Below are 15,694 nucleotides of genomic sequence, written 5' to 3' on the forward strand. Positions count from 1 at the left end.
CACGATCAGGCTCCCTGCGGCTGCGCGCCGCGGTCGGACAGGTTGGTATGGTCGGCGTGATCCTGACGACGATCGGTCTGGCCGTGCTTGAACAGCCGGCTGACCACGACGAAGAACATCGGCACGAAGAAGATCGCGAGGATGGTCGCCGAGATCATGCCGCCGACCACCGAGCGGCCGATCGCATTCTGCCCGCCGGCGCCCGCGCCCGTCGTCACCGCCAGCGGCAGCACGCCGAACACGAAGGCGAGGCTGGTCATCAGGATCGGGCGGAGGCGCAGCTTGGCCGCCTCCACCGCCGCGTCGAAGGCGGGCCAGCCGTCGCGCACCCGCTCCTCGGCGAATTCGACGATCAGGATTGCATTCTTCGCCGACACGCCGATCGTGGTGATCAGGCCGACCTGCAGATAGATGTCGTTGTTCAGCCCAGTCAACAGCGCCGCCAGCAGCGCGCCGACCACCCCCAGCGGCACGACCAGCATGACCGCGATCGGTACCGACCAGCTCTCGTAGAGCGCGGCGAGGCAGAGGAAGACGATCAGTAGCGACAGCGCATAAAGGGCCGGCGCCTGTCCGCCCGACAGCCGCTCCTCATAGGACAGGCCGGTCCATTCCAGCGCGGTGCCCGGCGGCAGCTTGGCATGGATCGCCTCCATCGCCGCCATCGCGTCGCCGGTGCTGATGCCGGGCGCCGGTGCACCCTGCAACTCCATTGCCGGCTCGCCATTATAGCGGGTCAGCTGCACCGGCGCCTGCGCCCAGCTGAGCGTCGAGAAGGCCGAATAGGGAGCCATCGCGCCGGTGTCGCCGCGAACATAGAAGTCGCCGATATCCTCGGGCGCCAGACGATAGGGCTCGTCCGCCTGGATATAGACCCGCTTGACCCGGCCGCGATCGATGAAGTCGTTGACATAAGCGCCGCCCCAGGCGGTGGCGATGGTCGAATTGACCGTCGACAGGTCGAGCCCTAGCGCGCGCGCCTTGTCCTCGTCGATATTGACCTTGAGCTGCGGCGCGTCATCCAGGCTGAGCGGGCGGACCTGGGTCACGCTCTTTTCCTGCATCGCCATGCCCAGCATCATGTTGCGGGCCATCAGCAGCTTCTCGTGCCCGATCCCGCCGGTATCGACGAGCTGCAGGTCGAAACCGGTGGCGTTGCCCAGTTCCTGCACCGCGGGCGGCACCAGCGCGAAGATCATCGCGTCGTGGAACTGGGAGAAGGGACCCATCGCGCGCCCGGCGATCGCCTGGGCCTTGTTGGCGGCGCCGGAGCGATCCTCCCAAGGCTTCAGATTGATGAAGGCGAGGCCGGCATTCTGGCCCTGACCGGCGAAGGAGAAGCCGCTGATCGTGAACACGCCCGCGACATTCGCCTTCTCGGCAGTCAGGAAATGGTCGCGGACCAGCGCCAGCGCCTTGTCGGTCCGTGCGGTGGTCGCGCCCGACGGACCCTGAACCAGCGCGATCACCGTGCCCTGATCCTCGTCGGGCAGGAAGCCCGAGGGCAGCCGCCAGAACATGACGCCCATGACCAGCGCGATCAGCAGATAGAGCAGTGCCGACCGCTTCCAGTTGCGTGCGGTGCGGACCACGCCGCCTTCGTATTTACGGGTGCCGCGATCGAAGGTCGCGTTGAACCAGCGGAAGAAGCGGGCGAGGGGACCATGCCCCTCATGCTTGGCCGGGTCGTGCGGCTTCAGGATGGTGGCGCACAGCGCCGGCGTCAGGATCAATGCGACCGCGATCGACAGCACCATGGCCGAGACGATGGTGATCGAGAACTGGCGATAGATGACGCCCGTCGACCCGCCGAAGAAGGCCATGGGCAGGAACACCGCCGACAGCACCAGGCCGATGCCGACCAGCGCGCTGGTGATCTCGTCCATCGACTTGCGCGCCGCTTCCCTGGGGCTCAGCCCCTCGGTCTGGATCAGCCGCTCGACATTCTCGACCACGACGATCGCGTCGTCGACCAGCAGGCCGATGGCCAGCACCATGCCGAACAGGGTCAGCGTGTTGATCGAGTAACCGGCCATCGCCATCACCGCGAAGGTGCCAAGCAGCACGACCGGCACCGCGATCGTCGGGATCACCGTCGCGCGCCAGTTCTGGAGGAACAGGAACATGACGAGGAAGACGAGGATCACCGCCTCGACCAGCGTATGCACCACCTGCTCGACCGACAGCCGGACGAACGGCGTGGTGTCATAGGGGTAGACGACCTTGACGTCGCCCGGGAAGGTCTTGGAGATTTCCGCGACCCGGTCCTTGACCAGCTCCACCGTGGTCAGCGCATTGGCGCCGGGCGCCAGCTTGACGCCGAAACCGGCGGCGGGCCGGCCGTTATATTGCAGGTCGAAGCCATAATTCTCCGCGCCCAGCTCGACGCGGGCGACGTCGCGCAGGCGGACGATCGCGCCGCCCGTGCTGCTTTTCAGGCGGATGTTGCCGAACTGCTCGGGCGTCTGGAGGCGCGACTGGACCGACACGGTGGCATTAAGCATCTGCTCCTTGGGCGCGGGCTGCGCCCCGAGCTGACCGGCGGAGACCTGCGCGTTCTGCGCCTGCACCGCCGCCGTCACATCGGCGATGGTGAGCTGGAAGCTGTTGAGCTTGATCGGATCGACCCAGATGCGCATCGCATATTGCGCGCCGAACACCTGAAGCTCGCCGACGCCGTTGACGCGGCTGATCGGGTCCTGCAGGCGCGAGACGACATAATCCGAAAGGTCGCTGCCCGAATGGCTGCCGTCGGTCGAATAGAGGCCGATGATCAGGAGGAAGTTCGCCGACGACTTCGCGACCTGCACGCCCTGGCGCTGCACCTCCTGCGGCAGCAGCGAGGTCGCCGCCTGGAGCTTGTTCTGCACCTGGACCTGCGCGATATCGGGGTCGGTGCCCTGTTCGAAGGTCAGGGTGATCGTCACCGTTCCCGCCGAGGAGGACGAGGACGAAAAATAGCGCAGATGGTCGATACCCTTGAGCTGCTGCTCGATGATCTGCGTGGTGGTCCGCTCCAGCGTTTCCGCGTCCGCACCCGGATAGGTGGCGGTGACCGAGACGGCGGGCGGGGCGATGGTGGGGAACTGCGCGATCGGCAGGCTGCGGATCGCCAGCACACCGGCCAGCATCAGGATGAGCGCGATGACCCATGCGAAGATGGGCCGGTCGATAAAATAGCGGGACATGGGTGGTTACTTCCCCTGCGCCTGGGCCGGCTGGCCCTGGGCGGGTTTGGCCTGGTCGGTGAAGGGCACCGCCTTGACCGGCGTGCCGGGCTGGAGGTTCTGCGCGCCCTCGACGACGACCTTGTCGCCCGGCTTCAGCCCGGCGGTGACCAGCCAATCCTGGCCGACCGTGCGCGGCGCGGTCAACACGCGTGGCTGGAGCTTGCCGTCGCTACCGACGACCATGACCAGGGGCTGGCCCTTCTCGTCGCGCGTCACGGCGCGCTGCGGCACGAGGATCGCGTTCGAGCGAGTCCCCTCGACCAGCTCGGCCCGGACGAACATGCCGGGCAGGAGCAGCCCGCGCGGGTTCGGGAAGATCGCGCGGATCGTCTGGCTGCCGGTCGCCGGATCGACCGTGACGTCGGTGAACTTCAGCGTGCCTTCCGGGCCATAGGGGGTGCCGTCCTCCAGCATCAGACGAACGCGGGCATCCGCGCCGCCCCGCGACACCTGACCGGCCAGGATCTGCTGGCGCAGCTTGAGCAGATCGGCGCTCGACTGCTGGATGTCGACATAGATCGGGTCGAGCCGCTGGATGACGGTCAGCGGACTGGTCTGCGCGGCGGTGACGAGCGCGCCGGTGGTGAAGGTGGAGCGACCGATGCGGCCGCTGATTGGTGCCTTGACCGTGGTGCGGCCGAGATCGATCTGTGCGGTGCGCAACGCCGCGGCCTGCGCTGCGACGTCCGCTTGCGCCTGTTGCGCCTGAGTGGTCGCGTTCTCGAAGTCCTGCCGCGAGATGGCGTTGATCTTCACCAGCTCGCCATAACGACGCGCCAGCGCGTTGGACGAGGCAATGGCCGCCCGGGCCCGGGTCAGCGCGGCGCGCGCGCTGGCGACCTGCGCCTCATAAGGGGCCGGATCGATCCGGTAGAGCGGCTGGCCCTGTCGGACCATGTCGCCCTCCTGAAACAGGCGTGCGAGCACCAGGCCATTGACCTGCGGGCGAACCTCCGACGTTTCATAGGCATTGGTGCGACCCGGCAACTGGGTGCTGAGCGTCACCGGCTTCTCGGCCACCGTGACGAAGGCCACTTGCGGCGGGCCGGCCGATGGCTGCTGCGGGGCTTGCCCGCACGCGGCGAGAAGGAGGGCGAAACCCAGCACAGGAGCGATATTTTTCATGGCGTCGACCGCGATCCCCGGTTATGTGTGAGTGATCGATCACTCACATTTGCGTTCGCCTCTAATCCCCGGCTGGGGCTGTTGGCAAGCCGTCATGAAGGCCAGACGATTGAATTTGTTGCAATGCAGTAATTCGAAGCGTGCAAGCCGAGCGGATGATCGGCGACGTCACCTGCTGGATGTCAGTCGCGCCCTGTTCGTCGAACACGGATTCCACCAGACTGGCGTTGCGCAGATCGCCGCCGCGTCGGGCATCAAGGTGGGCCAGATCTATCGCGACTTCGCCAGCAAGGAAGATATCATCGCCGCGATGGCGGAGGTCGACATCCGCGACTTCCTGGACGAGGCGTCGCTGCGCACGGCGGTGGAGGCCCAGGACAAGGTAGCGATCCGCGCCTGGGTCGATCGCTTCGTGTCAATCGACGATACGGTTGAAGAATGTCGGATGTTTACGGAAATCCTCGCCGAAGTCGGGCGCAATCCGCGCATCGCCGATATCCACCGCCGGATCGACCAGCGGATGCGCCAATGTCTGGCCGCGACGCTGGAGGCGCTGGCTCCCGCCAGCGCGGGCGGTGAGCGGGAGGCACTCAGCGACCTGATCATGATGCTCGGCATGGGGATGATGATCCGCCGCGTGATCGACCCCGATCGGGACTGGGCGGTGATCGCTCGGCGGGTGGGCGGGATCGTTGACTCTCAACTGGACGCGTTACGCCGCGACGGCGCGCTTTGACACGGGCCCGCAACATGGTGGTGCTAGGCCAACCGACGGTGCATGTCGCCCGGCGGTGAGATGACTCGAAAGTGAAGCGAGAAAGTCCCTCGTCTTCACAAAAGCGAAACATGGCCGCCACAGCCCCCGCCTATCCGCCGCCTTCGAGGCACGAGCCGAAAGAGTGGGGAATTGACGATGATGATGGTGATGGTCAGCCGGGCGCGGCTATTGGGCGGCGTGGCGCTCGGCCTGCTGGCGACGACGCCGGCCTGGGCCGGTACGGCGCCCGCCGGTGCGCCGGCCGCCAGCGCCGATCCGGTCGCGCCGGCTGCGACGGGCGAGGCGCCGCCGGAGGGCGAGGGGCTGGGCGAAATCGTCGTCACCGCCACCAAGCGCGAGACCAGCCTGCAGAAGACGCCGATCGCCATCTCCGTGCTCGGCGCCGAGGCGCTGAAGGACCGCCACGTCCAGAGCCTGCTCGACCTGGCGGACGGCACCGTGCCGAGCTTGCGCGTCGCGACCTTCGAGGCGCGCCAGTCGGCGCTGACCATCGGCATCCGCGGCATCGTGCCGTTCGACCAGAACCAGACCGCGCGTGACACCGGGGTCGGCGTCTATATCGACGGCGTCTATATCGGTCGCTCGCAGGGCCTGAATTCCGCGCTGTTCGACATCCAGCGGGTCGAGGTGCTCCGCGGGCCGCAGGGCACGCTGTTCGGCCGCAATACCGAGGGCGGCGCGCTGTCGCTCGTCACCGCCCAGCCGACCGGCAAGTTCGGCGCGACGCTGACCGGCGGAATCGGCAACTACGGCGCCTATAACAGCGCGGTGCACCTCAACCTGCCGGAATATCACAACATCTCGATCAAACTGGACGGCGTGCTCCAGCACCAGAACGCCTTCGTCACCAACCCGCTGCCGGGCTCGGCCGGCTGGGGCTATTTCAACCGTATCGGCGGCCATGCGGCGGCGCTGTGGAAGCCGGTCGACGGCGTCTCGGTCGAGCTCTCCTATGACCAGGCGAAGGACCAGAACACGCCCTTCTACAGCCAGTTGGTCAATTACAACCCGGCTGGCCTGCCGGTCGCGACGCTGGCGCAGATCGCCGGCAATGGCGGCAAGCTTCCCTCGGGCACCATCGCGCCGCTGTCGCCGTTGGTGGTGGTGTCGGGCGACGACCGCATGAAGCGCGCTGATATCGGCGTTCCCCAGCAGCTCAGCGTCGACCAGACGCATGGCTTCTCGACCAAGCTCAACTACCAGATCACGCCCGACCTGGAACTGCGCTCGATCACCGCCTGGCGCGGCGTCACCACCGACCAGTGGGACAATTCCGGCGGCGCGCACCGCACCGTGTTCCTGCCGAACAGCAAGTTCAGCCGCTACAGCCTGTCGTTCATGCAGCAGCATCAGTTCAGCCAGGAGTTCCAAGCGGTCGGCAACCTGCCGCAATTCGATTATGTCGCGGGCCTCTATTACTTCACCGAGAACGCACGCGAGACGGCGGCGACGCCCTCCACCAACCAGTGGAATGCCGACGGTACCGGCTATACCATCCTGTCGCAGGTCGCGCTGGGCACGATCACGTCGAACAATCAGGGCTGGGCGCCCGGTTCCTTCTTCTTCCAGCGCGGCAGCGTCGCCCGCGCCTATAGCTACGCGGCGTTCGCGCAGGGTACCTACACGCCGGCGGGCTTCGACGCCTTCCATCTGACGTTCGGCGGCCGCTACACGCGCGACAAGCGCAACGGCACGCTTTACCTGGTGCAGGGCAAGGCGGCCAACTTCCCCTTCACCTTCGACACCAACCGCTTCGACCCGATGGTGACGGCGGCGTTCGACGCCACCGATGCGATCCACCTTTATGCGAAATATTCGACTGGTTACCGCGCCGGCGGCGCCAACGACCGGTCGCAGACCTTCGCCGCGTTCGGACCGGAGACGGTCAAGTCCTATGAAATCGGGTCCAAGATGGACCTGTTCGACAAGCGCGTCCGCCTGAACCTGGCCGGCTATATCATGGACCGTACTGGCACGCAGATCGACTTCGACAATGTCGACACCAATCCATCCAGCCCGACCTACAACCTCCATACCGAGGAAACCCGAAATGCGCCGGGCACATCGAAGATCCGCGGGATCGAGGCGGATCTGACCGCCAACCCGGTTGACGGCCTGACGGTCGGCGCCTCCTACGCCTATACCTATACCAACATCCCGCTGACGCCCAATCCGTTCCTGAACAACACGCCGACCCAGGTCTTCGTGGTGTTCACGCCGCGCAACGCCGCCTCGGCCTATGCGGATTATGAAAGGCCGCTGGCGGGTTCGGATGCCAAGCTCCGCTTCCATCTGGACGGCAACTACGCCGATCCGGTCTACAGCTTCCAGAACGAGGCGACGCGGACCGATCGGAGCTTCGTGATGAATGGCCGCATCGCGCTGGCGGACATTCCCTTGACCGGCGCGGGCACGACGATGACCGTCTCGCTGTGGAGCCGCAACCTGCTCGATACCAGCTTCATCTACCGCCGTTCAGCCGCCAACGCCCGGACCCTGGGCGATTATGCGAACTTCAACCCGCCCCGCACCGTCGGTGTGGAAGCGAGCGTCCGCTTCTGATCACGGCCCGGCCGGTGGGGCACCGCCGGCCGGGCCGAACATGCAGGAAGGGGCCAGCGCCGATGGCGGTGCCGTCCCCTTCTTGGCGTTCGCGATGGCCGGGATCAGCCGCGGACGAGCAATCCGTGATGCTTCTTGCCGGCGGACACGCGCAGCGGTTCCTCGCCGACGGTCAGCACCGCCGCTTCGTCCACCGCCTTTTCGCCGCCGATCCGCGCGCCGCCGCCGGCGATCAGCCGTCGCGCCTCGCCCTTCGACTTGGCGAAGCCCAAGCCCATCAAAGCGTCGACCAGCGTCACCGGGCCACCGACCGCGAAGCGGGGCAGGGCGTCGCCGCTCTGGCCCTCCTCGAAGGTCCGGCGCGCCGTCTCGGCCGCTTCGGCGGCGGCGGCGGGGCCACGGCACATCGCGGTCGCCTCGTTGGCCAAAATTTTCTTGGCTTCGTTGATCTCCGCGCCGGGCAGCGCCTCCAGCCGCCGGATCTCGTCCAGCGGCAGGTCGGTGAACAAGCGGAGGAAACGGCCGACATCACGATCGTCGGTGTTGCGCCAGAACTGCCAGTAATCGAAATGCGGCAGCTGGTCCTCGTGCAGCCACACCGCGCCCGACATGGTCTTACCCATCTTGCCGCCATCGGCGGTGGTGATCAGCGGCGTGGTGACGCCGAACACCTCGGTGCCGTCCATACGGCGGGCCAGCTCGATGCCGTTGACGATATTGCCCCATTGGTCGGACCCGCCCATTTGCAGACGACAGCCGGCGCGGCGCGACAATTCCAGAAAGTCATAGGCCTGGAGGATCATGTAGTTGAACTCGAGGAAGCTGAGCGACTGCTCGCGATCCAGCCGCAGCTTGACCGAATCGAACGACAGCATCCGGTTGACCGAGAAATGCTGGCCGACATCGCGTAGGAAGGGGATGTATTCCAGCGTATCGAGCCAGTCGGCATTGTCGACCATCACCGCATCGCTCGGCCCGTCGCCGAAGGTCAGGAAGCGTTCGAAGATGCGACGGATCGAAGCGACGTTGGCGCGGATGCCTTCCTCGCCCAGCAGCTTGCGCGCCTCGTCCTTGAAGCTCGGGTCGCCGATCTTGCCGGTGCCGCCCCCCATCAGCACGATCGGCTTGTGCCCGGTCTGCTGCATCCTGCGGAGCAACATGATCTGCACCAGGCTGCCGACATGAAGCGACGGCGCGGTCGGGTCGAAGCCGATATAGCCCGGCACAACTCCCTGGGCGGCCAGCGTGTCGAGCGCGGTCGCATCGGTCATCTGGTGGATATAGCCGCGCTGCGACAGTACGGTCAGAAGGTCGGACTGGTAGGACATGAGCGCGGGTTAGCAAGTGCCGGAGCGCCCGTCACCTGTCGCAATAGCCGGAGCGGACGACGGTCCGGTCAGGCCGTCATCCGCGCGAAGCCCAGGAACACCGCCTTCAGCGCGATGTCGTCGACCATGGCCACGTCGACCGCCACGCGCCGGCTGAAGGCATCGGGGGACATCGCGCTCTGGTCGCGATAGGTCATCGACCAGTCGCCAAACTGCCGCGCGGCGATCAAGCCTTCGAAGATGATCGCCACATGCGAATGGCGGCGATCGGTGCGGATCAGGGTCAGTCGTCGGGCTACCGCCTCGGCCGGGCCTTCCAATGCCTGCAGATAGCTGGTTGGGTCGGCGAGCAGCAAGCCGGACAAATCTTCGACGGGGTTGTTGCGATCGCATTGCGCCAATAGGCTGGCGATGTCGGCCTGTCGCGATCCCGTCCTCGCCCGGCTGATATAGACTACCCGCGCGAGCTGCCCCTGCGCCACCAATTTCACCCCTGTCCTGCGCGCCCGAAGCCCGACTCGACCAGAGTTAGCGCACGTTTACAAGGATTAAATGGACCGTTTCCGGTGCTTCTCCAAATCAGCGAAACAGCGCGACCAGCGCCGAGATCAGGGTCGCCCCGCCGATCGGGGCCAGGAGGAGGAGGAGCAGGTTGAAGCCAATGATGCCGCCAAGCACCTCCTCCTGCCGTTGGCTGAGCCTAGGCGTCCGCCGGGGTGGCTGCCACGGGGGCGGTGGCGGGTCATTCTTGAAGTCGACGAACATGCGGCCTGTCCCGCCGGGCGGTGAGGATGACGACGCAGGCGCCCGAAACCCCGCCACCATGCTCAACGCGCGACCAGGCTCGTCGCTCCCTCGGCGTAGATCGAAATCAGGCCGACAACATCCGCGCCGCCGCCGGCGGCCGGTTGGCGAGCAAGGTGACGCGGCGACCGACGCGATCGATCAATCCCTCGGCCTGCAGAGCCATGAGCGTCCGGTTAACATGGACCGAGGTGAGGCCGGTCGCGTCACCAATCTCCTCCTGGGTCAGGGGCAGGATCAGCGAATCGCGGATCGTCAGGCCGGCATCCCGACACCGGGCGGTGAGTTCCTGAAGCAAGGCGAGCACCCGGCCACGCGCATCGCGGCGGCCCAGGCTGACGATCCAGTCGCAGGCCATGTTCGCATCGAGGATCGACTCGTTCCACAAGGCGCGGGCGATGGCGGCCCGGCTCTCCGCCAGCGCCGCGATCGCGGTGTGCGGGATCTTGACGAGTTCGACATCCGACAGGGTCGACACGGTCTGGGCTGCGATCGGCAAGTCGCCGCTGCGCACGCCCAGCACATCGCCCGCGACGAACACGCCGGTGATCTGCCGCTGCCCGTCGGACAATAGGCCATAGCGGCAGGCATAGCCACTCAGCAGCTGCATGACCGCATGGTCCTGCTGGCCCTCGTCGATCAACCGCCGACCACGGCCGATCCGCTCGACCTGCGCCGGCAGGGCGAGGATCGCCTGGCGGTCGGCGGCGGGCAGCGGGGCATACCGCTCCAGTCGGCGGACGAGACGGGCCAAGGGCGCATTGCTATCCATCATCAAATCACCGATCATGACAATATCGTTTACGTGTCTGTTAGGCGCCGGTTGCCGACCCCCACGCAACTACCTGTGTTAACTCGATGCGATGAGGCGATTTTCTTCAACGTCAGAGGCCAAGGGGCCGGCGTTCGCGGATTAGGTCGATCAACAGACGCAAGCCGGTGGGCACCTGGCGGCGACTGGAATAATAGATGTGATAGCCGGGCCCGGTGGTCGCCCAGTCGCTCAGCACCGGCACCAGCGTTCCCGCCGCGACATGGGGCGCGACATTGTGCTCCATCGCATACATCAGGCCCACTCCGGCCAGCGCCAGGGCGAGCATGGCGCGGCCGTCGTCGACGATGATGCGGCTGGGTACGGCGACGGCGAACTCGCCCTGCGATCCTTCGAATTCCCAGCGATAGATGCGGTCGTCGCCGAGGCGCACGCCCAGGCAATGATGATCGCGCAATGCTTCGGGATGGGCGGGCACGCCGTGCCGCTCGATATAGGCGGGGGCCGCGACCACCATCCAGCGCAAATCGGCGGACAGGCGCTGCGCGACCATGTCCTCGGGCACCGTGTCGCCGTGGCGAATGCCCGCATCGAAGCCGCCGTCGATCACATCGACCATCCGATCACGCGCGGCGATGTCGACTTGGATGCCGGGATAACGGTCGGCGAAGACCGGCAGCACCGGCGCGAGTAGCAACGAAGCGGCATCGGCCAGCACGTTGAGGCGGATTCGGCCAGTCGGCGTGTCACGGTGGCGGTTGAGGTCGTCGATCGCCTGGTCAATTCGCGCGAACGGGTCGGTCACCGCGTCACGCAACGCCGCGCCCGCTTCGGTCAGCGTGACGCTGCGGTTGGTACGGTGGAGCAGCCGCACGCCGAGCCGCGCCTCCAGGCCCTTCAGCGCATGGCTCAGCGCAGAGGCGCTGACGCCCATCTCGATGCCGGCAAGGCGAAAGTTGCGATGCCGGGCGATCGCAAGGAAATAGGTGAGATCGGCGAGGTCCGAACGGCGGGTCGACATGCGCCACCTTGCGCGCCATCGACCCGCCCAGGCAAGGCCGGCGTCAGGCGACCGCCGGCAGCTTCTCCAGATGCTTGTCCAGCGTGATCGGATAGTCGCGGATGCGCACGCCAGTGGCGTTGTAGATCGCGTTCGCCACCGCCGCGCCAACCCCGCACAGGCCCAGTTCGCCCACGCCCTTGGCCTTCATGGGATTGGCCTTGTCATCGGCTTCGTCGAGGAACACGACATCCTGGTGCGGGATGTCGGCATGGACCGGCACCTCATAGGTGGCCAGGTCGTGGTTGACGAACAGGCCGAAGCGCGGGTCGACCGCCAGTTCCTCCATCAGCGCGGAGCCGACGCCCATCGTCATGGCCCCGATCACCTGACTGCGCGCCGACTTGGGATTGATGATCCGGCCCGCCGCGCATACCGCCAGCATTCGCCGCAGTCGCGTCGCGCCGGTATAGGCATCGACCCCGACTTCGACGAAATGCGCGCCGAAGGTGGAAAGCTGCCACTGCTTCTCCAGGTCGCCGAACTCGATCTTGTCCTGCGCGACCAGCTCCCCGGCTGCGGCCGCCTGGGCGAGATCGGCGGAGCGGTTGCCGCTCGTGACCTTGCCGCCCGCGAACGCGACGTCGGCGGAGTTATACCCCAGCCGCTGCGCCACCTGGTCGCGCAGCTTGACGCAGGCGGCATAGACGCCGGCCGTGGCATTGGCCGCCCCGAACTGGCCCCCCGAACCCGCCGAAACCGGATAGGCAGAATTGCCGAGACGGACGACCACCGCATCCACGGGCACGCCCATCATCTCGGCGGCGGTTTGGGCGATGATCGTGTAACTGCCGGTACCGATATCGGTCATGTCGGTCTCGACCGTCACCACCCCCCGGCCGTCAAGCCGCACACGCGCGCCCGACGCCATGTTGATATGGTTGCGGAACGCCGAGGCGACGCCCATGCCGACCAGCCAGCGTCCGTCGCGGACGGCGGCCGGCTTCGGATTGCGACGCGTCCAGCCGAACCGGTCTGCCCCCTCGGTCAGGCAGCGGACGAGCTGGCGCTGCGAAAAGCGGCGCGTCGGTTTCTCCGGATCGACCTGGGTATCGTTCTTCACCCGGAAAGCGACCGGGTCCATGCCCAGCTTCTCAGCCATTTCGTCCATGGCGACTTCCAGCGCCATCATCCCCGGCGCCTCGCCCGGCGCGCGCATCGCATTACCCTCTGGCAGGTCGAGCACGGCGAGACGCATCGCGGTCAACCGGTTCGCACCCGCGTAGAGGAGCTTGGTCTGATTGACCGCGGTCTCCGGCGAGCCGTTCGGCTGGTCACCCGAACCGCTCTCATGCGCGATAGCGGTGATCGTACCGTCCTTCGTTGCGCCGATCCGGATGCGTTGACGCGTGGCGGGACGGTGGGTGGTGTTGTTGGCGATCAGCGGCCGGGGCAACGCCACCTTGACCGGCCGGCCGGCCGCCTTGGCGCCCAGCGCCGCCATCACCGCATCGGTGCGCAGGAACAGCTTGCCGCCGAAGCCTCCGCCGACATAGGCGGACTGGAAGCTGATCTTGTCCTTGGGCATGCCAAGGGTCTTCGCCAGGTCGCCATGCCCCCAGGCGATCATCTGGTTCGATGTCCACAGCGTCAACGCGTCCCCTGTCCAGGACGCGATCGAGGCGAAGGGCTCCATCATCGCGTGGCTGTGATCCGGCGTGGTGTAACGTGCGTCCAGCGTCACCGGCGCGGCCGCGAAGGCCGCCTCGAAGTCGCCGACCCGGTCCATGCCGGGCGCGGCGCTGCCCTCATCGCTCGAGCCGCCGGTCAGCGGCGCGGTCTTCAGCGCCTCGTCCAGATCGAACCGGCCTTGGCTGCGGGTATAGTCGATCCGCACAAGGTTCGCGGCGGCGCGCGCCTGTTCGAACGTCTCGGCGACGACGATTGCCAGCGCCTGGTGATAATGGTCCACCGCCGGGCCACCGAGCAGCTTGACGGTGTTGAACTTGCCCTTGCCGAACTGGCCGAACCCCAGCTTGCCCAGGTCGGCGGCGGTGACGATCGCCAACACGCCCGGGGCGGCGCGCGCCGCGTCCAGATCCATCGAGCGGACCATGCCCTTGGCGACGGCCGCACCGACGACCTGACCATAAGCCGCGTTCGGCGCTTCGCGATGATGCTCATAGGCATAGGGCGCCCGGCCCGTGGTCTTGAGCGGACCGTCGATCCGGTCATGCGCGCGGCCGACCACCGCCATGCGATCGATCGGGTTGGCGCCGGCGGGAGTGTCGAATTTCATGGCGATCAGCCCTTGCTCTCGGCGATCACGGCAGCCAGCGCGCGGGTGGCGAGCGGCAGCTTGAACGCATTGTCCTTGGTCGGCGTCGCACCCTGGAAGGCGCGCTCGGTGACGGCGGCAGCCCCTTGCGGCAACAACGCCTCCGCCGCTTCGACGCGCCACGGCCGGGGCGCGACGCCGCCAAAGGCCACCCGGCCCGTGCCGTCGGGCTGGATCACCGCCGCGACCGACACCAGCGCGTAAGCATAGGAGGCGCGGTCGCGAACCTTCTCGTAGAAATGCTGCCCGCCGAGCGGCTTGGGTAGGGTGACGGCGGTGATCAGCTCGCCCGGCCGCAACACCGTGTCCTGCTCGGGATGGTCGCCCCACAGCCGATGGAAATCGGCGATCGGGATCGATCGGCGCTGGCCACCGGCATCGACCGTCTCGATCACCGCGTCCAGCACGCGCATCGCCACCGCCATGTCACCGGGGAAGGTCGCGATGCAGGAATTGCTGACGCCGATCACGCCCAATTGCCGCGAATAGCCGCCGATCGCCGCGCAACCCGATCCGGGCTTGCGCTTGTTGCAGGCCATATTGGTGTCGTAGAAATAGGGACAGCGTGTCCGTTGCAACAGGTTGCCGGCAGTCGACGCCTTGTTGCGGAGCTGCCCGCTCGCGCCCGCGACGATGGCGCGGGTCAATACCGCATAGTCGCGTCGCACCCGCTCGTCCGCCGCCAGATCGGTGTTGGTGACCAGCGCGCCGATGCGCAGGCCACCATCCTTGGTGCGCTCGATCGTGTCGAAACCCAGATCCTGCACGTCGACGAGATGCGTCGGCGTCTCCACCTCGATCTTCATCAGGTCGAGCAGGTTGGTGCCACCGGCGATGAACTTGGCGCCCGGATGGCCGGCGACGGCGCGGGCGGCGGCGACCGGATCGGTCGCGCGTTCATAGGTGAAGGCCTTCATGCCCGGTCCTCCTTGGCCGCACCGCCCGCCACCTCGGCCATGGCCTCGGCGATGTTGGAATAAGCGCCGCAGCGACAGATATTGCCGCTCATCCGCTCACGCATTTCCATGTTGCTGGCCTGCGGCCGGCCGGCGACATCGGCCTGGACATGGCTGGGCACGCCACGCTTGATCTCGTCGAGCACCGCAACCGCCGAGCAGATCTGGCCCGGCGTGCAGTAGCCGCACTGATAGCCGTCATGCTTTACGAAGGCCGCCTGCATCGGGTGCAGCTTGTCGGGTGTGCCCAGACCCTCGATCGTGGTGATCGCGTCGCCCTCATGCATCACCGCCAGCGACAGGCAGGAATTGATCCGAACGCCGTGCACCAGCACGGTGCACGCGCCGCACTGCCCATGATCGCAGCCCTTTTTGGTGCCGGTCAGGTGCAGATGCTCGCGCAGCGCATCAAGCAGGGTCGTGCGGGGGTCGAGGGTCAGCGAACGGCTTTCGCCGTTCACCGTGAAGCGAACCGGCATCATCGGCGTGGCCTTTGCAGGACGGGGAGGGAGGGGCGCGGCCGCCGCCGGGGTCGCGGCGACGACCGCCGTGGCCGCGCCACCGGTCAGCACGCCGCGACGCGAAAGGGTGGGGTCAAGCCTGTCGGCCATGGATCGGACTTCCTTTGAGACCGGCTCTGACCCGGAAAATTGTGGAACGGCTGATGCTTGTTAGCCTGTTCAACGCACGCGCGCGAGCCGGGAACCCCGCATATTCCTCAATGCTGCGGTGAATAGCCCTCACCATCATCCCCGGCGTTAAATATGACCGTTCTGGTGACGAAATTGTCGGCGCTGCGTC

The 15,694-nt window shown here is 66.7% G+C and carries 12 protein-coding genes; 2 read left to right on the forward strand and 10 right to left on the reverse strand.

Annotated features, from left to right (window positions below):
- Positions 1-5 precede the first annotated feature (5 nt).
- Both GGQ96_RS07450 and GGQ96_RS07455 read right to left on the reverse strand, forming a co-directional pair.
- Positions 6-3,188: an efflux RND transporter permease subunit gene (locus GGQ96_RS07450; protein ID WP_184113103.1), complete on the reverse strand. Its 3,183-nt coding sequence runs from the start codon at positions 3,186-3,188 to the stop codon at positions 6-8.
- Between the two features lie 6 nt (positions 3,189-3,194).
- Positions 3,195-4,355 (reverse strand): efflux RND transporter periplasmic adaptor subunit, encoded by a 1,161-nt coding sequence (locus GGQ96_RS07455; RefSeq protein WP_184113105.1) that lies wholly within the window; start codon positions 4,353-4,355, stop codon positions 3,195-3,197.
- Between the two features lie 94 nt (positions 4,356-4,449).
- Here GGQ96_RS07455 and GGQ96_RS07460 point away from each other — a divergent pair, with 94 nt between their 5' ends.
- Together GGQ96_RS07460 and GGQ96_RS07465 are read left to right on the forward strand one after the other, a co-directional pair.
- Positions 4,450-5,091 carry a TetR/AcrR family transcriptional regulator gene (locus tag GGQ96_RS07460; RefSeq protein ID WP_184113107.1) on the forward strand — a complete coding sequence of 214 codons (642 nt, stop codon included), beginning with the start codon at positions 4,450-4,452 and terminating at the stop codon, positions 5,089-5,091.
- A gap of 177 nt (positions 5,092-5,268) precedes the next feature.
- Positions 5,269-7,695: a TonB-dependent receptor gene (locus tag GGQ96_RS07465; protein WP_246360318.1), complete on the forward strand. Its 2,427-nt coding sequence runs from the start codon at positions 5,269-5,271 to the stop codon at positions 7,693-7,695.
- 104 nt (positions 7,696-7,799) lie between these two features.
- On the opposite strand, the gene tyrS is transcribed toward GGQ96_RS07465, so the two are convergent.
- From tyrS to paoA, 8 genes are all read right to left on the reverse strand, one after another.
- Entirely contained in the window at positions 7,800-9,023 is a 1,224-nt protein-coding gene (gene tyrS, locus GGQ96_RS07470; protein ID WP_184113110.1) for a tyrosine--tRNA ligase, read from the reverse strand.
- 68 nt (positions 9,024-9,091) lie between these two features.
- Positions 9,092-9,514 carry a BLUF domain-containing protein gene (locus GGQ96_RS07475; RefSeq protein WP_184113111.1) on the reverse strand — a complete coding sequence of 141 codons (423 nt, stop codon included), beginning with the start codon at positions 9,512-9,514 and terminating at the stop codon, positions 9,092-9,094.
- A gap of 88 nt (positions 9,515-9,602) precedes the next feature.
- The gene (locus GGQ96_RS07480) at positions 9,603-9,788 is read right to left on the reverse strand and encodes a hypothetical protein (protein ID WP_184113113.1); all 186 of its coding nucleotides are present in this window, start codon (positions 9,786-9,788) and stop codon (positions 9,603-9,605) included.
- A 106-nt stretch (positions 9,789-9,894) separates the two neighbouring features.
- Entirely contained in the window at positions 9,895-10,617 is a 723-nt protein-coding gene (locus GGQ96_RS07485; protein ID WP_184113115.1) for a Crp/Fnr family transcriptional regulator, read from the reverse strand.
- 94 nt (positions 10,618-10,711) lie between these two features.
- Complete coding sequence (locus GGQ96_RS07490) at positions 10,712-11,620, reverse strand: LysR family transcriptional regulator (RefSeq protein ID WP_184113117.1); 909 nt, start codon at positions 11,618-11,620, stop codon at positions 10,712-10,714.
- 43 nt (positions 11,621-11,663) lie between these two features.
- Entirely contained in the window at positions 11,664-13,898 is a 2,235-nt protein-coding gene (gene paoC, locus GGQ96_RS07495; protein ID WP_184113119.1) for an aldehyde oxidoreductase molybdenum-binding subunit PaoC, read from the reverse strand.
- A gap of 5 nt (positions 13,899-13,903) precedes the next feature.
- On the reverse strand, positions 13,904-14,854 hold the full coding sequence (locus GGQ96_RS07500; RefSeq protein ID WP_184113121.1) for an FAD binding domain-containing protein: 951 nt from the start codon (positions 14,852-14,854) through the stop codon (positions 13,904-13,906).
- Complete coding sequence (gene paoA, locus GGQ96_RS07505; protein WP_184113123.1) at positions 14,851-15,504, reverse strand: aldehyde dehydrogenase iron-sulfur subunit PaoA; 654 nt, start codon at positions 15,502-15,504, stop codon at positions 14,851-14,853. Before paoA ends, GGQ96_RS07500 begins: the two co-directional genes overlap by 4 nt.
- Positions 15,505-15,694: the final 190 nt, after the last annotated feature.

This window comes from Sphingomonas abaci (assembly GCF_014199625.1).
Classification (GTDB): Bacteria; Pseudomonadota; Alphaproteobacteria; order Sphingomonadales; family Sphingomonadaceae; genus Sphingomonas; species Sphingomonas abaci.